Below are 18,992 nucleotides of genomic sequence, written 5' to 3'. Positions count from 1 at the left end.
CGCTGGGGCGCGAAGCGGCCCTGAATTGGGCCTGCTACGCAGTCCAGCGGGAGCAAGCTCCCTCGCCACAGATACTTTCTCAGGCCTCCAAACTTCCTTAAGTGAACAGCATTGCGGCCCTAGAGCCGGCCGTGATACGCCGCTTCGAAAATCTCCATCGCGCCATTGCGGGTCAAGGGCAGCGGGTTACCGCCGGCGCAGGGGTCGACAATCGCCATGTCGGCGATCAGGTCGGCCTGCCGATCATCCACTCCTAGCTCAAACAGCGTATGCGGCACGCCGATGTCCTTGCGCAACTTGAGGACGAAGGCCAGAAAACTGTCGAAGCCTGGGGTCGGCAGACGCAGATATGCCGCCAGGCGGGTGATGCGCTCCTCGATGGCCGGGCGATTGAATTTCAACACATAGGGCATGAACGTGGCGTTGGTCATGCCGTGATGGGTGTCGTACAGGGCGCCCACCGGATGCGCGAGCGCGTGCATCCCGCCCAGGCCTTTCTGGAAGGCAGTGGCACCCATCGCGGCGGCGGCGAGCATTTCCGCGCGCGCCTCAAGATCAGAGGGGGTGCGTACTGCCCGTACCAGTGCATTGGCTACCAGGCGCATGCCTTCTACCGCAATCCCTTCGGCCATGGGGTGAAAACCGGGGGCGCAGTACGACTCCAGGCAATGGGCAAAGGCATCCATCCCGGTGCCAGCAGTAACTTTTGCGGGCATGCCGACAGTGAGCGCCGGGTCGCTGATGACCACCCGTGGCATCATTTTCGGGTGGAAGATGATCCGTTTGGTATGTGTCCGCTCGTCGATGATCACCGCTGCACGGCCGACCTCGGAGCCCGTACCCGCGGTGGTCGGTACTGCAATGATCGGGGCAATGCTGTTTTCGTCGGCGCGGGTCCAGTAGTCGCCGATGTCTTCGAAATCCCACACCGGCCGGGTCTGGCCGCTCATGAAGGCGATCAGCTTGCCCATATCCAGGCCGCTGCCGCCACCGAAGGCGACCACGCCATCGTGCTTGCCGGCGCGCCAGGCGTCGAGCCCTCCCGCCAGGTTGGCCTCGACCGGATTCGGCTTGAGGTCGCAAAACAGCGCTACGCCGAGGCCGGCGGCGCGCAAGGACTCCAACGCCGCGATGGTGATTGGCGCGCGCGCCAGGCCACTGTCGGTGACCAGCAACGGTCGCTGGATACCTTGGCTGCGGCAGGTGTCGGCCAGCTCGGCGATACGGCCAACACCGAAGTGGATGCTCGTGGGGTAGTTCCAGTTCGCAGTCAGGCTCATGGCTTAGATCTCATGGCGCAAATGGAAGGATTTGGCTCGGGTCAGGTGTTCGTAACCGATGCGCGACAGCGTTACGCCGCGCCCGCTGTTCTTCACCCCGGTCCAGGCCAGCGCCGGGTCCAGGTAATCGCAGCGGTTCATGAATACGCTGCCGGTGGCGATCTCGTCGCCGATACGTTCGGCGGCGGCAAGGTCGGTGGTCCACATGGAAGCGCTGAGCCCGAACTCACTGTCGTTCATCAAGGCGATGGCTTCGTCGTCACTGGCAACCGGCATGATGCCGACCACCGGACCAAAGCTTTCCTCGCGCATCACCGACATTTGATGGTTAACGTCGACCAGTACCTGTGGCGTGAGGTAGGCGCTGCCGGGCAGGTCCGCTGGAAAGGCCTTTGGATCGATCAGTGCTTTTGCACCTTTTGCCAGCGCTTCGGCGATCTGCCCGCGCACGAACTCCGCAGCTCCCGGATTGACCAACGGGCCGAGGGTGGTGGCTTCGTCCAGCGGGTTGCCCAGCACGTATTGGCGGGTCAGGGCGGCAAAGCGCTCGACAAACGCCGGGTAAATTGTTTGATCGACATAAATGCGTTCGACGGCGCAACAGCTTTGCCCGGAGTTGAAGAAGCTGCCGTCCACCAGGTTTTCCACGGCATGCTCAAGGTTGGCGTCTGCGCGGACGTAGGCCGGGTCTTTGCCGCCGAGCTCCAGCCCGATGCCGAGGAAGAGCCCGGTGGCGGCGATTTCGATGGCTTTGCCGGCTTCGACCGAACCGGTGAAGTTCACTTGCTGCACCCGTCCCGAGGCAATGATCGCCGCGGTATAGGTGTGATTGAGCAGCAGGTTATGGAACAGCCCTTCGGGTAGGTTGGCGCGGCGAAAGGCCTCGGCGAAACGCTCGCCGACCAGCAGCGTTTGCGAGGCGTGTTTGAGGATGACGCTGTTGCCGGCCATCAGCGCCGGAATAATCGTATTCACCGCCGTCAGGTAGGGGTAATTCCACGGAGCGATAACCAGCACCGTACCCAGCGGTTCGCGTTTGATCTGGCGTCGAAACCCCGCGACAGGCGCAGGTTCGACCGCTGCCAAGGCTTCAGGTGCGATGGCGATCATGTGCCGGGCACGCTCTTCGAAACCGCGCAGTTCGCCAGCGCCAAAGCGTACCGGGCGGCCCATTTGCCAGGCCAGTTCCGGGACTATTTCGTCTTTCATGGCCAGCATCGCGTCCACGGCGGCGCTGCAAAATGCGGCGCGTTCGCTCAGTGGCCGGCGCTTCCATGACGCCTGGGCGGCTGCGGCAGCCGTCAGAGCCTGCTCGATCTGCGCCGCATTGGCGCAGTGGCGCTCGGCGTAGACCCGGCCATCGACCGGGGAGATGAGTTGAATCATCGTCGTCATGGCTGCCTCAATAATCGATTGCTCAATAGCGCTCAAAGCCGCGCTGCAGTTCCCAGTCGGTTATCCGTCGGTCGTACTCTTTCTGCTCCCATTCGGCGGTGTGCACGTAGTGGTCGACCACTTCGTCACCGAACGCCTCGCGCAACATGTTCGAGGCCTTGAGCGCGGCACAGGCATCGCGCAGGGTCTTCGAGACTTCCGGCAAGTGTTCGTCGAGGTAGGCATCGCCTTCAAAGGGGGGCGCCAGGCTGAGTTTCTCGTCGATACCGGCCAGCCCCGCAGCGATCAACGCAGCGAAGGCCAGATAAGGGTTGAGGTCGGCGCCGCCGATGCGACATTCGATGCGGATGGATTTGCTGCCTTCGGCGCACAAACGAAAGCCTGCGGTGCGATTGTCCCGACTCCAGACCGCCCGGGTCGGTGCGAAAGTGCCGGCCTGGAAGCGTTTGTACGAATTGATGTAAGGGGCAAGAAAACAAGTGATGTCGTTGGCGTACTTGAGCTGCCCAGCCACCCAGGCACGCATCAGCGTCGACATGCCGAATTCGGCCTTGGGGTCGAAAAACAGCGGCTTTTTGCCGTTTTTGTCCCACAACGAGTTGTGGATATGGCTACTGGACCCGGCGGCGTCATAGCGCCACTTGGCCATGAACGTGATCGCCTTGCCCTGCAATTGCGCAATCTCTTTGCAGGCGTGCTTGATGATCACATGCTGGTCGGCCATGGTCAGGGCATCGGCATAACGGACGTTGATTTCTTCCTGGCCCGGGCCCCATTCACCCTTGGAGTTTTCCACGGGAATGCCGGATGCCTGCAGATGCTTGCGAATCGCCCGCAGCACCGGCTCCTCGCGGGTGGTCTGGAGGATGTTGTAATCCTCGATGTAGTGGCCGGCAGTTTTCGGCTTGTGGTAATTGCGCTCGTGGATGGCCTCGTAACTCTCGTCAAACAGATAGAACTCCAGCTCAGAGGCAAACATGCCGCTGTAGCCGCGCTCGCGCAGTCGCTCGATCTGCTTTTTCAGGATTGCCCGTGGGCTATGGGGCAAGTCCCGCCGGTGGTGGTGATCAAGCACGTCGCAGAGCACCAGCGCCGTGCATTCCAGCCACGGCACGCGGCGCAAGGTGGCCATGTCGGGTTTCAGCACGAAATCGCCATAGCCTTTGCTCCAGCTGGCGGCGGCATAACCCGGCACCGGCTCCATGTCGATGTCGTCGGCCAGCAGGTAATTGCAGCAGTGGGTTTCTTCATGGCCGCTGTCGATGAAAAACTCGACCTGGAATCGCTTGCCGACCAGTCGCCCCTGCATATCGACCATGCAGACCAGCACGGTATCGATATCACCTGCGCTAGCGGCGAGTTTCAGTTCTTCGAAGCTGAGAAGGGGCTCGGTCATCACGTCAGTCCTGCGTGAATGGTTTGGGCCGGTCTGAAATAGCTATTGCAGACGCTCTTCAGAAAAACCAAAACCTGCAGGCGCGAGCATCGTGAGCAATGAGCTGCTGAAAGCTTAGCCTACTGCTGCCGGACGCACGTCCTGGCGAGCGGATCCCGACGAATCACCAGCAGTTCCAGCAGCTAAAATGACACTCAAGAGGGATGGCACTATGAGTGAGTTCGTCAAGGTCGCCTGCGTGGGGGATGTCGAACCGGGTAACGGCATAACCGTGAACCTTGGGGGCACGCCCGTCGCGCTGTTCAATGTCGATGGCCGGTACTTCGCCATCCACAACACCTGTCCGCACGAAGACGGTTCGCTGGGGGACGGAATACTGTGCGACACCGTGGTGATTTGCCCGGTTCACGCCTACGAGTTCGACGTGACCAGCGGCGAGTGCCTCACCGAACCGGCTTACCAGGTCGAACAGTTCGAGGTCCGGGTGGACGGAAACGACATCCTGTTACGGCAATCGTCGGATGTTTGAACGCCAGGGGCTAGCTCGGGTCGTAAGGAACAGGGAAGGAGTATAGTTAAACGATCACATCGTCCTGCCAACAGCAGGAGGCATCCGCGATGAGCACTGACAATTCGAGGATCCGCGAACTCAGCAACCGGGCCTACAAGTACGGCTTTGTCTCTGATTTTGAGAGCGACGCGGCCCCGCGCGGGCTCAACGAAGACCTCATCCGCCTGATCTCGACCAAGAAGAACGAGCCGCAGTGGCTGCTGGACTGGCGCCTGAAGGCCTATCGCCACTGGCTGACGATGCGCGAGCCCTCCTGGCAAAATGTCCATTACGCGCCCATCGACTACCAGGACATCATCTATTACTCGGCGCCGAAGCCGAAAACGCCAGGGCCCGGCAGTCTTGACGAGGTCGATCCCGAGCTGCGCGAGATGTTCGGCAAGCTCGGCATCTCGCTCGCCGAACAGGAACGCCTGACCGGCGTTGCGGTGGATGCGGTGGTCGACTCGGTCTCGGTCGCGACTACCTTCAAGCACAAACTCGCCGAAGTCGGGGTGATCTTCTGCTCGTTCTCCGAGGCCGTGCAGAACCATCCGGAACTGGTGCGCAAATACCTCGGTTCGGTCGTGCCCTACAGCGACAACTTCTTTGCCACACTGAACTCGGCGGTGTTTTCCGACGGTTCCTTCTGCTACGTGCCCAAGGGCGTGCGTTGCCCGATGGAACTGTCGACCTATTTCCGCATCAACGCCGCGGACACCGGCCAGTTCGAACGCACGTTGATCGTTGCGGAAGAGGGCGCCTATGTGAGCTACCTCGAGGGCTGCACCGCGCCGATGCGCGACAATAACCAGCTGCACGCGGCGGTGGTCGAACTGGTTGCGCTGGATAACGCCCAGATCAAGTACGCCACAGTGCAGAATTGGTACCCCGGCGATGCCCAAGGACGCGGCGGCATCTTCAATTTCGTCACCAAACGTGGCAAGTGCGCAGGCGCACACTCGAAGATCTCCTGGACGCAGGTCGAAACCGGCTCCGCGATCACCTGGAAATACCCGGGAGTGATTCTCCAGGGCGATTATTCGGTCGGCGAGTTCTATTCAGTCGCCCTGACGGCCAATCACCAACAGGCGGACACCGGCACCAAGATGATCCACATCGGCCGGCATACGCGCAGCACCATTCTGTCCAAGGGAATATCCGCCGGTCATGGACAGAACACCTACCGCGGCCTGGTGAAGATCCAGAAAGCCGCGACCGGCGCCCGCAACCACACGCAGTGCGATTCGCTGCTGCTGGGCAGCGAATGCGGCGCGCACACGTTTCCTTATATCGACGTGAAGAACCCCAGCGCCCAGGTCGAGCACGAGGCCTCCACGTCGAAGATCAGCGACGAGCAGCTGTTTTACTGCCGGCAGCGCGGTATCAGCGCGGAGGACGCGGTGCCGATGATCGTCAACGGTTTCTGCCGCGAAGTGCTCAAGGAGCTGCCGATGGAATTTGCGGTGGAAGCCCAGAAACTGCTGGGTGTGAGCCTGGAGGGCTGCGTGGGCTAAGGCCCGGGGTGGGAGCATGCTCGAGATCAATGATCTGCACGCCAGCGTCGACGGCCGTGAAATCCTGCGGGGCATCACGCTGCGGGTGGAAGCGGGCGAGGTGCACGCGATCATGGGGCCGAACGGCTCCGGCAAGAGCACGCTGGCCCAGGTCCTCGCGGGCCTTGAAACTTATGAGGTCAGCGGCGAGGTGCTGTATGACGGCCAGGACCTGCTCGCCATGCCGCCAGAAGCGCGGGCGGTCGCCGGGATTTTCCTGGCGTTTCAGTACCCGGTGGAAATTCCCGGCGTCGGCAACCTCTACTTCTTGCGCACGGCCCTCAATGCCGTGCGCAAGCAGCGTGGGCTCGAAGAGCTCGATGCGCTGGATTTCCTCGAGCTCGCCAAGGAGCGCATGGCGCTGGTCGAGATGGACCAGAGCTTCATGAACCGCTCGCTCAACGTCGACTTCTCGGGTGGCGAGAAGAAACGCAACGAGATTTTCCAGATGGCGATTCTCGAACCCCGGCTGGCGATCCTCGACGAGACCGACTCGGGCCTCGACATCGACGCGCTGCGGACAGTCGCCGCCGGCGTCAATGCGCTGCGCAGCAAGGACCGCGCGCTGCTGGTGATCACCCACTATCAACGCCTGCTCGACTACATCGTCCCGGATCGCGTGCACGTCATGGCCAACGGCCGAATCGTGCAGTCTGGCGGCAAGGAGCTGGCCATCGAGCTGGAAAAGCACGGCTATGCGAGCTATGAGCAGGATTCTGCAGCGCCCGGAGCCAGGCCATGAACAGCGCGGCGTTGCTCTCGCAGCTCAACCCCAGCGTTGACGCCCGGCGTCCGGCCTGGCTGCAAGCGTTGCGCCGCGATGCGTTCCAGTGGGTGTCTGAGCAAGGCTTTCCGACGGTCAAGGACGAGGCCTGGAAGCACACGCGAGTCGCGCCGATCCTGGAGATTCCTTTCCAGCCGGTCGAAACGATCGCGAGTCAGGAGCTGTCCGCCGTCGACATCGAACGACTCGCCGGCAACTACGGCGGCGTGCGGCTGGTCTTCGTCAACGGTTATTTCGCGGCTGAACTGTCGGCACTTGAAGGGCTTCCCCGGGGCGTTAAGGTGTGCCCATTCGCACCGCTGCTGAACGCCGACAATGGGGCGCTCGAAAACCTGTTCGCCCATGCGTTTCGCTCACAGCCGCAAGCCTTTACCGCACTGAATGCGGCGTTTGCCGAGGATGGGGCGTTGGTGCGGATTCCTGCCCACACGACGCTCGACGTCCCGATCCATCTGGTGTTTCTCTCGACATCGGACGCCACGCCACGGGTGACCCATCCGCGTGTCCTGGTGCAGATGGGGGCCGGCAGCCGGGCGATTCTGGTGCAAAGCCATGTCAGCAGCGGGGAAGAGGTCTACCTGAGTAACGCAGTCAGCGAGGTGCTGCTGGACGCCGACGCTACGCTTGAACATTACACGCTGCAGAACGAGAGCACCGCGGCCTTCCATGTCGCGCTGCTCAGCGTGCGCCAGGCTCAGGGCAGTCACTTCACAGCGCATTCCCTGGCACTGGGTTCGAAACTGGCACGGCATGAACTGCGCGTGGTACTCGAAGGCCCCGGCGCCGAAGTCGCCCTGAACGGTCTGTACCTGCCGCGAGGCCAGCAGCACCTGGATAACCAGACAACCATCGAGCACCGGGCCCCGCGGTGCACCAGCCGCGAACGCTATAAAGGCGTGATCGATGACCATGGGCATGGAATCTTTGACGGACGAATCATCGTGCGCCCGGGAGCGATGAAGACCGATGCCAGCCAGACCAACAAGAATCTGCTGTTGTCGACGTCGGCCCAGGTCAACTCTCAGCCTCGGCTGGAGATATTCGCCGATGACGTCAAGTGCGCTCACGGTGCCGCCGTCGGCCAACTCGATGAGCAGGCTATTTTCTACCTGCGCTCACGCGGTATTCCGCTGGCGGCGGCGCGGTCGCTGCTGACCTTTGCGTTCGTCAGCGAGATGCTCAAGCTCATTGAACTGGAGTCGTTGCGCGAGCATGTGCAGCGACTGGTCACCGCGCAGTTGCGCGGGCTGGAGGTGTCGGCATGAGCGACCTCGAAAACCGCCTTCAAGGGCTATCGAAACCGCTCCACCTTACGCCAGGCTACGACGTCGAACGTGTGCGCCAGGTGTTCCCGATCCTCGCGGAGACGATCTACGGCAAGCCGCTGATTTACCTCGACAGTGCCGCGACCAGCCAGAAGCCGCAGGCGGTCATCGATGCTATGTCGCACTTCTTTTCCAAGGAGAACGCCAACGTGCACCGCGGCGTGCATTACCTCTCGGTGCGCGCCACCGAGGAGTATGAGAAGGCTCGGGCCAAGGTCCAGGGTTTCCTCAATACCGAATCCGTCGAAGAGATCGTGTTCGTCCGCGGCACGACCGAAGCGGTCAATCTCGTGGCGCAAACCTACGGCAAGACTCAGCTCCGAACAGGCGACGAGGTGCTGATCACGGCCATGGAGCACCATTCGAATATCGTGCCGTGGCAGATGCTCTGCGAGCAGACCGGCGCGCGGCTGCGGGTGGCGCCGATCAACGACGCTGGCGAACTGCTGCTCGATGAGCTGGAACGGCTGATCGGGCCCAGGACCCGACTGGTGGCGGTGACCCATGTCTCCAATGTGCTCGGCACCATCAACCCGATCCGGCGCATTGTCGAGCTCGCCCACGCGCGGGGCGTACGCGTGCTGGTCGACGGCGCCCAGGCAGCTCCGCACCTGAAGGTCGACGTACGAGCGTTGGGCTGCGATTTCTACGCCTTGTCTGGCCATAAAATGTACGGCCCCACCGGCATCGGCGTGCTCTACGGCCGTCACGAGCTGCTCGAAAGCATGCCGCCTTATCAGGGCGGCGGCGACATGATTCTCTCGGTCAGCTTCGAGAAAACCGTCTACAACAAACCGCCGTACAAGTTTGAAGCGGGGACCCCGAACATGGCCGGCGCTATCGGCCTTGGTGCGGCGATCGACTTTCTCGCTGAACTGGGGCCTGGGGCGATTGCGGCTCACGAGCAGGCCGTGCAGGCCTACGCCACCAAGGCGTTGGCGGCGTTGCCCGGCCTGCGGTTGATCGGTACGGCAGCAGAAAAGGTCGGTGTTCTTTCGTTTGTCCTCGACGGCATCCACCCGCACGACATCGGCACCATCCTTGACCGCGAAGGGATCGCGATTCGCACCGGGCACCACTGCGCACAGCCCTTGATGAACCGTTTCGGCGTGCCCGCCACGGCTCGCGCGTCGCTCGGCTGCTACAGCACCGAGCGTGATATCGATGCACTGGTGGCCGGGCTGGCCAAAGTTCAAGAGGTGTTCCGATGAGTGGCGACGAACTGCGCGACCTCTACCAGGACGTGATCATCGACCACGGTAAGCGGCCGCGTAACTTTCACCCGCTTGCGGACGCGACCTGTACGGCGGAGGGGTTCAATCCGCTGTGTGGCGATCAGCTGAAGATTTATCTCCGGCTGGCGAACGGGGTGATCGAGGACATCAGCTTTCAGGGGGTTGGCTGTGCCATCTCCCAGGCCTCGGCGTCCCTGATGACGTTGGCGGTGAAGGGGAAAAAACCGGAGGAGGCGCAGGCACTTTTTGCCCGGGTGCATACGTTGCTCACCGAAGGGCCAAACGCCCGGATAACACCCGCGGAGCTCGGTAAACTCGCGGTGCTTTCAGGCGTTTGGGAGTTTCCGGTGCGGGTCAAGTGCGCCACTCTGGCCTGGCACACGCTGCGTAGCGCCCTCGAAGGTGGCGCCTCGCAGGTCACGACGGAGTAATCAGCCATGGCAGCCACATTATCAATCCCGCGTATTCACCTGCGCGAACCGGCACGCAAAGTCTTGCTCGATGCCCTGGCGGACGGGCATGTGCGCGGAGTGCGGCTCAGGATCGACGAGCATTTCGCGCATGAGTTTTTCTTCGAACGCGCTGCCGAAGGCGATATCACGGTCGAGGCAGACGGCATCAAGCTGTTGCTCGATCCCGCGAGCGCAGAGCGCGCGGATGGCTTGTCCGTCGATTTTACGTATGACCTGCATGGCGCCGGCTTCCATTTCGATAACCCGAATAAACCGGGCTACCTGCAACCGATCGAACTCACGCGCGATTGCGCAGTGACCCTGATTCCGGGCGGGGAGCGACTGCAACTGGGCCGTGGCGAGCGAGTGGTGGTAACCCAGGCGCTCGGTGGCAGCTTCACGGTGCAAATCTCCAGGGGCCGGCTGGCACGGATCGCCGCCGCTGACGCCGATGCGTTAGGGCGGGATGCTCAGCGGCAGGAGCAGCCCCAGACGAGCAGTGGCGGGTTCGACGTCCAGCAAGTGTTCGACATGCTGCGCACCGTCTACGACCCGGAGATCCCGGTCAATGTGGTCGATCTCGGGCTGATCTATCAGTGTGAAACCCGTTTGCTCGCCGACGGCGGCCAGCGAGTCGAGATCAAGATGTCCATGACCGCGCCCGGTTGCGGAATGGGCGATGTGCTCAAAGAGGAGGCGCTCACCAAGGTCCAGAGTATCCCTGGGGTCAGCGAGGTCGAGGTCGAGATCGTCTGGGACCCGCCATGGGATCAAAGCCGCATGTCCGAGGCGGCGCGTTTGCAGTTGGGGCTGTTCTGAGGAACCCGGCGTGAGGAGCCAGCCATGAGCAATCGACTCGCCAAAGAGACTTCGCCCTATCTGCGTCAGCACGCAGAGAACCCCGTCGATTGGTATCCGTGGGGCGAGGAAGCGTTCCGCCGCGCGCGCGACGAGGACAAGCCCATCCACCTGTCGCTGGGTTATGCCGCCTGCCACTGGTGTCACGTGATGGCCCACGAGTCGTTCGAGAACCCCGAGACCGCGCGCCTGATGAACGAGCGCTTCATCAATATCAAAGTCGACCGCCAGGAACGGCCTGATCTCGACGACATCTATCAACAAGTCGTGCAGATGATGGGGCAGGGTGGTGGCTGGCCGTTAACGGTGTTCCTGACTGCCGAGCGCGAGCCGTTCTTCGGCGGCACCTACTTTCCGCCAGACGACGGTTATGGTCGGCCGGGCTTCACTCAGCTGCTGCTCGGTCTGAGCGATGCCTGGCAGAACAACCGCGCGGCGCTGCAACAGAACGTCAAGCAGTTCCTTCAGGGGTACCGCAAGCTGGACGCATCAATGCTGGAGGGCGATACACCGCTGGAGCCTGACCAGCCGGCTGCCGCTGCCCGGTTGTTTGCCCGAAACACCGACCCGGTGAACGGCGGCCTGGGCAACGCTCCGAAATTTCCCAACCCGGCCTGCCATGATCTGGTCCTGCGTCTTTATCAGCGTCTGCACGAGCCGGATTTGCTGCATTCGGTAGAGTTGACCCTTGATCGCATGGCCGCCAGCGGGCTCTATGATCACCTCGGCGGCGGTTTTGCTCGCTATTGTGTGGATGAACGCTGGGCCATTCCTCATTTCGAAAAGATGCTCTACGACAACGGCCAGCTCGTGAAGCTCTATGCCGACGCCTATCGCGAGACCGGCAAGCCTGCCTGGCGGCGCGTGTTCGAGGAAACCATCGAATACATCCTGCGTGACATGACCCATCCTGAAGGTGGTTTCTACGCCAGTGAAGACGCTGACAGCGAGGGTGAAGAGGGCAAGTTCTACGTGTGGACACTCGCTCAAGTGCAGGCCGCGCTCGGCGAGCCGGATGCTGCGCTGGCCTGCCGGGCTTACGGCGTCACCGCCAACGGCAACTTCGAGCATGGCAGCACGGTGCTGCACCGCGCAGTCGCACTGGACGCGGTGCAGGAACTAGAGCTCAAGGGCCTGCGTGGCAGGTTATTGCTGGCGCGTGCCCAGCGTATTCGTCCGGGGCGCGACGAGAACATCCTCACCAGCTGGAACGCGTTAATGGTCCAGGGGCTCTGCGCGGCATACCAAGCGACCGGAACCACAACGTATCTGGACGCCGCGAGGCGCGCCGCCGATTTCATTCTGGACCGACTCTCGACGCCCGAAGGTGGCCTGTACCGGGCCTGGCGGGAGGGCACGGCGAAGGTTCCAGGCTTCCTCGAAGACTACGCTTTCCTCGCCAACGCCTTGATCGATCTCTACGAGTGCCACTTCGAGAAACGCTATGTCGAACGCGCCACGCAACTGGTTGAGGTGGTCCTCGACAAGTTCTGGGAGGACGGACTTTACTTCACGCCCAGCGATGGCGAGCCGCTGGTGCACAGGCCTCGGGCACCGCACGACAGTGCCTGGCCGTCAGGAGCTTCGGCCTGCGTGTTGGCTTTCCTGAGACTTTTTGAACTGACCGGCCGCGAGCTTTACCGCGAGCGTGCCGAGCAGGTCTTGGCGATGTACCGCGCCGCAGCCGCGCAGAATCCCTTCGGTTTCGCCCATCTGCTGGCGGCGCAGGACTGGATGCAACGTGGCCCGATCAGCATCGTCGTTGCCGGCGAGCGTTCCGCCGCCAGCACCTTGGTCGCGAAGCTGCAGCGCCGCTACCTGCCGGCACGCGTCCTGGCCTTTGCCGAGGATGTGCCCATCGGCGCGGGCCGACATGCGCTTGCGGGACAAGCCAGCGCCTATGTCTGCCGAAACCGCACCTGCGAGCCACCGGTCACCAGCGCCGAAGAGCTTGTAGAGCGCTGTCTGAAGTGAAGGACCAGAACTGAATCGAACCGTCACACGAGGAGACCACGATGGACAACAAGAACAGCCACAACCCGTACACGTACCAACGTCTCAAGCATCTATATCCTGATTACTTCAGTGCCTTGGAGGCCCTGGGTACAGCGGTGCATCATGCTGGGCCGCTGGAAGAGAAAACCGTCCAACTGATTCAGCTCGGTGCCGCGGCGGCAATCCGCTCGGAAGGCGCAGTGCACAGTCATACCCGACGGGCACTTGCAGCCGGGGCGACGACTGAGGAGGTCCATCACGCACTGATCGCCTTGACCAGCACGATCGGCTTCCCGACAGTCATTGCGGCGATGAGCTGGGTGGATGATGTGATCGGGAAAAGAGGCAATGACGCGCCGGAGCTCTGAGTACACCGCCGCCGACCGGGTTTCATTACATCCCGTGCAATCTTGACTATAGTTTCAAGTGTCGGCGGCCGTCGTTCAGTCACCGTGTTCGTCCAAGATTTCCCGGGCACGTTCCGGGTAACTCCACCTGATCAGGAGCGCACGATGGACCTCAACCGTCGTCAGTTCTTCAAGGTCGCCGCTATCGGCCTTGGAGGCTCCAGCCTGGCCGCGCTGGGTATGGCACCCGCGCCAGCCTTCGCCGAGCAAGTCCGCCACTTCAAGCTGGCCCATACCCATGAAACCCGCAATACCTGCCCCTACTGTTCGGTCGGTTGCGGCTTGATCATGTACAGCCAGGGCGATGCGGCCAAGAACGTCAATCAGAGCATCATCCACATCGAAGGGGATGCCGACCACCCGGTCAATCGCGGCACGCTGTGCCCTAAAGGCGCAGGCCTGCTGGACTTTGTCCATAGCCCCAGCCGGCTGCAATATCCGCAAGTACGCAAGCCGGGCAGCAAGGAGTGGACGCGGGTGTCGTGGGATGAAGCACTGGATCGCATCGCCGACCTGATGAAGGCCGACCGTGACGCCAACTTCATCGAGAAGAATGCCAAGGGCCAAACGGTCAACCGTTGGCTGACGACGGGTTTTCTCGCTGCCTCGGCGTCCTCCAACGAAGCCGGTTACATGACCCATAAGGTCGTTCGCAGTCTGGGCATGCTGGGGTTCGATAACCAGGCACGTGTCTGACATGGCCCGACGGTGGCAAGTCTTGCCCCAACGTATGGCCGAGGTGCGATGACCAACCACTGGACCGATATCGCCAACGCGAATCTGGTCCTGGTCATGGGCGGTAACGCCGCCGAAGCCCACCCCTGTGGCTTTAAATGGGTGACCGAAGCCAAAGCGCACAACCAGGCGCGATTGATCGTGGTTGACCCGCGTTTCACCCGTACCGCCTCGGTGGCCGATTATTACGCACCGATCCGTACCGGCACCGACATCGCCTTCATGGGCGGTCTGATCAACTATTTGCTTACTGAAAACAAGATCCAGCACGAGTACGTGCACGCCTATACGGACGTGGCGTTCATCGTCAAGGACAGCTTTGGTTTCGAGGACGGGCTGTTTACCGGCTACGACGCAACCAAGCGCACCTACAGCGACAAGTCCAGCTGGGGCTATGAAATCGGCGAGGACGGTTTTGCCAAAGTCGATCCATCCCTGATGCACCCGCGTTGCGTCTACCAGCTGATGAAGCAGCATTACAGCCGCTACACCCTGGAACTGACCAGCCAGATCTGCGGCATGCCGCAAGATGCCCTGCAAAAGATCTGGGAAGAGATCGCCACTTGCTCGCAACCGGGCAAGACCATGACGATTCTCTACGCACTGGGCTGGACCCAGCATTCGACGGGCTCGCAGATGATTCGCAGCGCAGCCATGGTGCAGTTGCTGTTGGGCAACGTCGGCATGCCGGGCGGGGGCGTCAATGCCCTGCGCGGGCACTCCAACATCCAGGGCCTGACCGACCTTGGGTTGCTGTCGAATTTGCTGCCCGGTTACCTGACCTTGCCGGGCGATGCCGAACAGGATTACGACGCCTACATTGCCAAGCGTGCACTCAAGCCACTTCGGCCCGGACAGCTGTCTTATTGGCAAAACTACGGCAAGTTCCACGTCAGCCTGATGAAGGCCTGGTACGGCGCCAATGCTACCGCCGACAACCACTGGGGCTACGACTGGCTGCCGAAGCTCGATATCCCCGGTTACGACATCCTCAAAGTGTTCGACATGATGTCCAGCGGGCAGGTCAACGGCTACGTCTGCCAGGGCTTCAATCCTATCGCCGCCTTGCCCGACAAAAACCGGGTGATGGCCGCGCTGGCCAAACTCAAGTGGCTGGTGGTGATGGACCCGCTCGCCACCGAGACCTCGGAGTTCTGGCGCAATGTCGGGCCTTACAACGATGTCGAAACGGCCGGCATCCAGACCGAAGTCATCCGCCTGCCCACCACCTGTTTCGCTGAAGAAGACGGCTCGCTGGTCAACAGTGGCCGTTGGCTGCAATGGCATTGGAAGGGCGCCAATGGCCCGGGACAAGCTCGCACCGACATCAAGATCATGAGCGAGCTGTTCATCCGTTTGCGTCAGCGCTACCAGGCCAATGGCGGCGCCTTCGCCGAGCCGATTCTCAAGCTCAGTTGGCCCTACAAGGTGCCTGACGATCCGACACCGGAAGAGATTGCCAAGGAGTTCAACGGCTACGCGGTTGCCGATGTCACCGACGCCACGGGCGCGACGCTCAAGGCCGGGCAGCAGCTATCCGGTTTTGGCCAACTGAAGGACGACGGCAGCACGGCGTCGGGCTGCTGGATCTTCTGCGGCAGCTGGACCGAGCAGGGCAACCAGATGGCTCGCCGCGACAACAGCGACCCTTTCGGGATGAAGCAGAATCTGGGATGGGCCTGGGCCTGGCCGATGAACCGGCGCATTCTCTACAACCGCGCCTCGGCCGACCCGAAAGGCCAACCCTGGGATCCGAAAAAGCGCCTTGTGTGGTGGAACGGCAAGTCCTGGGGCGGCACCGACGTGCCCGACTACAAGGCCGACGTACCGCCGGAAGCAGGCATGAACCCGTTCATCATGAACCCCGAAGGGGTGGCGCGTTTCTTCGCCCTCGACAAGATGAACGAAGGGCCTTTCCCGGAACATTACGAACCGTTCGAAACGCCTATCGGCATCAACCCGCTGCACCCCACCAACAAGAAGGCGACCAGCAACCCGGCTGGGCGCATCTTCGATTCGGTCTGGGAGTCGCTCGGGACGGCGAAGGATTTCCCCTATGCCGCCACGAGCTACCGGCTCACCGAGCACTTCCACTTCTGGACCAAGCATTGCCCGATCAATGCCATCACCCAGCCCGAGCAGTTCGTCGAGATTGGTGAAGCCCTGGCCAAGGAGAAGGGGATTGCCCCAGGCGACCGGGTAAGGGTCAGCTCCAAGCGCGGGCATATCGAGGCGGTGGCGGTGGTGACCAAGCGGATTCGTCCGCTGCAGGTCAACAACCAGACCGTGCACCATATCGGCATTCCGTTGCACTGGGGGTTCACCGGGGCAACCCGGCATGGCTACCTGACAAACACCCTGGTGCCGTTCCTCGGTGACGGCAATACACAGACCCCGGAATCCAAGTCGTTCCTGGTCAATGTGGAGAAAATCTGATGGCCAACCAAGACATCATTGCCCGTTCGGCCACCACCACCTTGCCGCCTTCGGTACGTCAACAGGAGGAAGTCGCCAAACTCATCGATACCACCAAGTGCATCGGTTGCAAGGCCTGCCAGGTCGCCTGTTCGGAATGGAACGAATTGCGCGACGAGGTCGGCCACAACCATGGAACCTACGACAACCCGCAGGACCTCAGCGCCGAGACCTGGACCCTGATGCGCTTCACCGAGCACGAAACCGACGCCGGCAACCTCGAATGGCTGATTCGCAAGGACGGCTGCATGCACTGCGCTGAACCTGGCTGCCTCGCGGCCTGCCCAAGTCCCGGGGCGATCATCAAGCACGCCAACGGCATTGTCGATTTCGACCAGGACCATTGCATCGGCTGCGGTTATTGCATCACCGGATGCCCCTTCAACATTCCGCGCATTTCGCGCAAAGACCACAAGGCCTACAAGTGCACGCTGTGTTCGGACCGGGTGGCGGTCGGGCTGGAACCCGCTTGCGTCAAGACCTGCCCGACCGGGGCCATCGTGTTCGGCAGCAAGGAGGACATGAAAGAACACGCCGCCGAGCGCATCGTCGACCTCAAGTCACGGGGCTTCGACAACGCCGGCCTGTACGATCCCGCCGGCGTCGGCGGCACGCATGTGATGTACGTCCTGCACCACGCCGACCAGCCATCGCTGTACGCCGGCTTGCCGAACCAGCCGGTCATCAGCCCATTGGTCGGGCTGTGGAAAAGCGTGAGCAAACCACTGGCGTTGTTGGCCATGGGCGCTGCAGTGCTGGCGGGTTTCTTCCATTACGTGCGCATCGGCCCGCAGCGCGTCGAGGAAGACGAACACCCGCCCGGCAAGGATTCCAGCGTGCATGAAGTCGACCCGACGGTGCATGTCTATGACCCGAACACGCCAGGATCGCAGGAGGACAGGCGACCATGAAAGACAAAACCATCCTGCGCTACAACGCCAACGAACGCACCAATCACTGGCTGGTAGCGATTCTGTTTTTCATGGCGGCCCTGTCGGGTCTGGCACTGTTCCACCCGTCGCTGTTCTGGCTCAGCGAGTTGTTTGGCGGCGGGCCGTGGACGCGCATCCTGCACCCCTTCATGGGCGTGCTGATGTTCGTGTTTTTCCTGGGGCTGGTGATCAGCTTCTGGCGGGCCAATGTCTTTATTGCCAACGACCGCCTGTGGCTCAAACGGGTCAACCGGGTGATGCGCAACGAAGAGGAGGGCGTACCGCCAATCGGCAAGTACAACCCCGGGCAGAAGTTGCTGTTCTGGACCTTGCTGGCCTGCATGCTGATATTGCTGCTGAGCGGTGTGGTGATCTGGCGAGCCTATTTCAGCCAATACTTCGGCATCACCTCGATTCGCCTGGCGATGCTGTTGCATGCGCTGGCGGCTTTCGTGCTGGTGCTGAGCATTATCGTGCACATCTACGCCGGCCTCTGGATCAAGGGCTCGGTCAGCGCAATGCTGCATGGCGGGGTCAGCCGTGCCTGGGCGAAGAAACATCATGCGCTCTGGTACCGCGAGGTGACGCACGACGAGAACCCTGACAGCCAGATAAGCAAGAAAGGATGATGCCTTGAGCACGATACTCAAGCCCGGACAAATCGAGGCGGCGGCGAGCACACCGCCGTTCCTGCGCCTGCCGCCGCCCAACCTGTACACCTTGCGTGCGATGCGCCTGGAGCGATTGGCCAATGGGCATCCGCTGGCCGATTTCCTGCGGCTGGTCGCCGACCTGTGTTACGTCCAGCAAAGCCTGTTGGACGAGCCACCGCTGGCCCCGGCCCCGAATCCTGAGCGCCTGTTGTTATACCAGGAACATGGCTTGCCACCGCTGGCCGCCGACAGTCTGGTGCGCGAGGACGGCTGGTTGCCGTACCTGGAAACCCTGCTGCGACGTTACCAGGCACCGCCGCGTTCAGCAGTGAAAAGTGCCGTGGCAACCTTGCACACCGCCAGCGTCGGGCAGCGTAAGGTCTGGGCAATTGCCTTGCTCAGCGGCCAGTATGCAGGGCTGCCGGCGGCGCTGGTGCCGTTTCTCGGTGCGGCCTTGCAGGCGGCATGGAGCCACTGGCTGCTCGGCATGCCGGTTAGTGAACTGAAGCCGTGCGCCAGCCTTGGCCAATGCCCGGCCTGTGGTTCGCCGGCCATGGCCGGGGTGATTCACCAGCGGGGAAAATACAACGGGTTGCGTTACCTGGTGTGTTCGCTGTGTGCCTGCGAATGGCATGTGGTGCGGGTCAAATGTGTCTATTGCGAGCAGAGCAAGGGGCTCAAATACGTCAGTTTCGAGGATGATCGACATACGGCCAGCCAGGCGCCACTGCGGGCTGAAATCTGCCCCGGCTGCAACAGTTACCTGAAACTGCTCTACCTGGAAAACGACGCTGACGCCGAAGCGCTCTCGGCGGACCTCGCCAGCTTGATGCTGGACATGCGCCTGGACCTGGACGGCTACCAGCGTCTGGCACCGAACCTGATGCTGGCGCCAGGGGGAGATTGATCACAGCGGCTACACTCAGGTTTCCGGGACCGGAGCCTGTTTCATTCCACTCCCGCG

General features: G+C 61.9%; 16 protein-coding genes. 13 read left to right on the top strand and 3 right to left on the bottom strand.

Annotated elements, in window-relative coordinates:
- Positions 1 to 119 precede the first annotated feature (119 nt).
- From AC1RJ3_RS16195 to AC1RJ3_RS16185, 3 genes are read right to left on the bottom strand one after another with little or no spacing between them, the layout of a single operon-like run.
- Positions 120 to 1,280 carry an iron-containing alcohol dehydrogenase gene (locus AC1RJ3_RS16195; protein WP_493079501.1) on the bottom strand — a complete coding sequence of 387 codons (1,161 nt, stop codon included), beginning with the start codon at positions 1,278 to 1,280 and terminating at the stop codon, positions 120 to 122.
- Between the two features lie 3 nt (positions 1,281 to 1,283).
- Complete coding sequence (locus AC1RJ3_RS16190; RefSeq protein WP_493079500.1) at positions 1,284 to 2,675, bottom strand: aldehyde dehydrogenase family protein; 1,392 nt, start codon at positions 2,673 to 2,675, stop codon at positions 1,284 to 1,286.
- A 22-nt stretch (positions 2,676 to 2,697) separates the two neighbouring features.
- Positions 2,698 to 4,071, bottom strand: coding sequence for a glutamine synthetase family protein (locus AC1RJ3_RS16185; protein ID WP_493079499.1), 1,374 nt, complete (start codon positions 4,069 to 4,071; stop codon positions 2,698 to 2,700).
- A 211-nt stretch (positions 4,072 to 4,282) separates the two neighbouring features.
- Between AC1RJ3_RS16185 and AC1RJ3_RS16180 the strand changes: the two genes are divergently transcribed.
- The 13 genes from AC1RJ3_RS16180 to fdhE all read left to right on the top strand — a co-directional run bounded on the left by AC1RJ3_RS16180 (position 4,283) and on the right by fdhE (position 18,935).
- On the top strand, positions 4,283 to 4,600 hold the full coding sequence (locus tag AC1RJ3_RS16180) for a Rieske (2Fe-2S) protein (RefSeq protein WP_054597354.1): 318 nt from the start codon (positions 4,283 to 4,285) through the stop codon (positions 4,598 to 4,600).
- 89 nt (positions 4,601 to 4,689) lie between these two features.
- Entirely contained in the window at positions 4,690 to 6,138 is a 1,449-nt protein-coding gene (sufB, locus tag AC1RJ3_RS16175) for a Fe-S cluster assembly protein SufB (RefSeq protein WP_347926684.1), read from the top strand.
- A gap of 16 nt (positions 6,139 to 6,154) precedes the next feature.
- Positions 6,155 to 6,919 carry a Fe-S cluster assembly ATPase SufC gene (gene sufC / locus AC1RJ3_RS16170; RefSeq protein WP_054597356.1) on the top strand — a complete coding sequence of 255 codons (765 nt, stop codon included), beginning with the start codon at positions 6,155 to 6,157 and terminating at the stop codon, positions 6,917 to 6,919.
- Complete coding sequence (gene sufD / locus AC1RJ3_RS16165) at positions 6,916 to 8,226, top strand: Fe-S cluster assembly protein SufD (RefSeq protein WP_493079498.1); 1,311 nt, start codon at positions 6,916 to 6,918, stop codon at positions 8,224 to 8,226. Before sufC ends, sufD begins: the two co-directional genes overlap by 4 nt.
- A complete protein-coding gene (locus AC1RJ3_RS16160; RefSeq protein ID WP_493079497.1) occupies positions 8,223 to 9,497 on the top strand; it encodes a SufS family cysteine desulfurase in 1,275 nt (424 codons plus the stop codon). Before sufD ends, AC1RJ3_RS16160 begins: the two co-directional genes overlap by 4 nt.
- On the top strand, positions 9,494 to 9,952 hold the full coding sequence (sufU, locus tag AC1RJ3_RS16155; RefSeq protein ID WP_493079496.1) for a Fe-S cluster assembly sulfur transfer protein SufU: 459 nt from the start codon (positions 9,494 to 9,496) through the stop codon (positions 9,950 to 9,952). The genes AC1RJ3_RS16160 and sufU overlap by 4 nt, the downstream gene beginning before the upstream one ends.
- 6 nt (positions 9,953 to 9,958) lie before the next feature.
- Positions 9,959 to 10,792: a putative Fe-S cluster assembly protein SufT gene (gene sufT, locus AC1RJ3_RS16150; protein ID WP_493079495.1), complete on the top strand. Its 834-nt coding sequence runs from the start codon at positions 9,959 to 9,961 to the stop codon at positions 10,790 to 10,792.
- Positions 10,793 to 10,816: 24 nt separating this feature from the next.
- The gene (locus AC1RJ3_RS16145) at positions 10,817 to 12,805 is read left to right on the top strand and encodes a thioredoxin domain-containing protein (protein ID WP_493079494.1); all 1,989 of its coding nucleotides are present in this window, start codon (positions 10,817 to 10,819) and stop codon (positions 12,803 to 12,805) included.
- Positions 12,806 to 12,846: 41 nt separating this feature from the next.
- A complete protein-coding gene (locus tag AC1RJ3_RS16140) occupies positions 12,847 to 13,194 on the top strand; it encodes a carboxymuconolactone decarboxylase family protein (protein ID WP_493079493.1) in 348 nt (115 codons plus the stop codon).
- Positions 13,195 to 13,338: 144 nt separating this feature from the next.
- Complete coding sequence (fdnG, locus tag AC1RJ3_RS16135) at positions 13,339 to 16,404, top strand: formate dehydrogenase-N subunit alpha (RefSeq protein WP_493079492.1); 3,066 nt, start codon at positions 13,339 to 13,341, stop codon at positions 16,402 to 16,404.
- Positions 16,404 to 17,354 (top strand): formate dehydrogenase subunit beta, encoded by a 951-nt coding sequence (gene fdxH / locus AC1RJ3_RS16130; protein ID WP_493079491.1) that lies wholly within the window; start codon positions 16,404 to 16,406, stop codon positions 17,352 to 17,354. Before fdnG ends, fdxH begins: the two co-directional genes overlap by 1 nt.
- Positions 17,351 to 18,004: a formate dehydrogenase subunit gamma gene (locus AC1RJ3_RS16125; protein WP_054597365.1), complete on the top strand. Its 654-nt coding sequence runs from the start codon at positions 17,351 to 17,353 to the stop codon at positions 18,002 to 18,004. Before fdxH ends, AC1RJ3_RS16125 begins: the two co-directional genes overlap by 4 nt.
- Before the next feature lie 4 nt (positions 18,005 to 18,008).
- On the top strand, positions 18,009 to 18,935 hold the full coding sequence (gene fdhE / locus AC1RJ3_RS16120; RefSeq protein ID WP_493079490.1) for a formate dehydrogenase accessory protein FdhE: 927 nt from the start codon (positions 18,009 to 18,011) through the stop codon (positions 18,933 to 18,935).
- Positions 18,936 to 18,992: the final 57 nt, after the last annotated feature.

Source organism: Pseudomonas sp. GW822-FHT04C11, assembly GCF_058800905.1.
Note: the sequence above shows the minus strand (reverse complement) of the source record. Positions and strands in the feature narration are given on the sequence as shown.

Excerpts from the sequence above, each read along its gene's own strand:
- AC1RJ3_RS16145 (WP_493079494.1), top strand. The coding sequence starts at position 10,817 with ATGAGCAATCGACTCGCCAAAGAGACTTCGCCCTATCTGCGTCAGCAC.
- sufD (WP_493079498.1), top strand. The coding sequence starts at position 6,916 with ATGAACAGCGCGGCGTTGCTCTCGCAGCTCAACCCCAGCGTTGACGCC.
- AC1RJ3_RS16160 (WP_493079497.1), top strand. The coding sequence starts at position 8,223 with ATGAGCGACCTCGAAAACCGCCTTCAAGGGCTATCGAAACCGCTCCAC.
- sufT (WP_493079495.1), top strand. The coding sequence starts at position 9,959 with ATGGCAGCCACATTATCAATCCCGCGTATTCACCTGCGCGAACCGGCA.
- fdxH (WP_493079491.1), top strand. The coding sequence starts at position 16,404 with ATGGCCAACCAAGACATCATTGCCCGTTCGGCCACCACCACCTTGCCG.
- AC1RJ3_RS16125 (WP_054597365.1), top strand. The coding sequence starts at position 17,351 with ATGAAAGACAAAACCATCCTGCGCTACAACGCCAACGAACGCACCAAT.
- AC1RJ3_RS16195 (WP_493079501.1), bottom strand. The coding sequence starts at position 1,280 with ATGAGCCTGACTGCGAACTGGAACTACCCCACGAGCATCCACTTCGGT.
- AC1RJ3_RS16140 (WP_493079493.1), top strand. The coding sequence starts at position 12,847 with ATGGACAACAAGAACAGCCACAACCCGTACACGTACCAACGTCTCAAG.
- sufU (WP_493079496.1), top strand. The coding sequence starts at position 9,494 with ATGAGTGGCGACGAACTGCGCGACCTCTACCAGGACGTGATCATCGAC.
- sufB (WP_347926684.1), top strand. The coding sequence starts at position 4,690 with ATGAGCACTGACAATTCGAGGATCCGCGAACTCAGCAACCGGGCCTAC.
- AC1RJ3_RS16190 (WP_493079500.1), bottom strand. The coding sequence starts at position 2,675 with ATGACGACGATGATTCAACTCATCTCCCCGGTCGATGGCCGGGTCTAC.
- AC1RJ3_RS16185 (WP_493079499.1), bottom strand. The coding sequence starts at position 4,071 with ATGACCGAGCCCCTTCTCAGCTTCGAAGAACTGAAACTCGCCGCTAGC.
- sufC (WP_054597356.1), top strand. The coding sequence starts at position 6,155 with ATGCTCGAGATCAATGATCTGCACGCCAGCGTCGACGGCCGTGAAATC.
- AC1RJ3_RS16180 (WP_054597354.1), top strand. The coding sequence starts at position 4,283 with ATGAGTGAGTTCGTCAAGGTCGCCTGCGTGGGGGATGTCGAACCGGGT.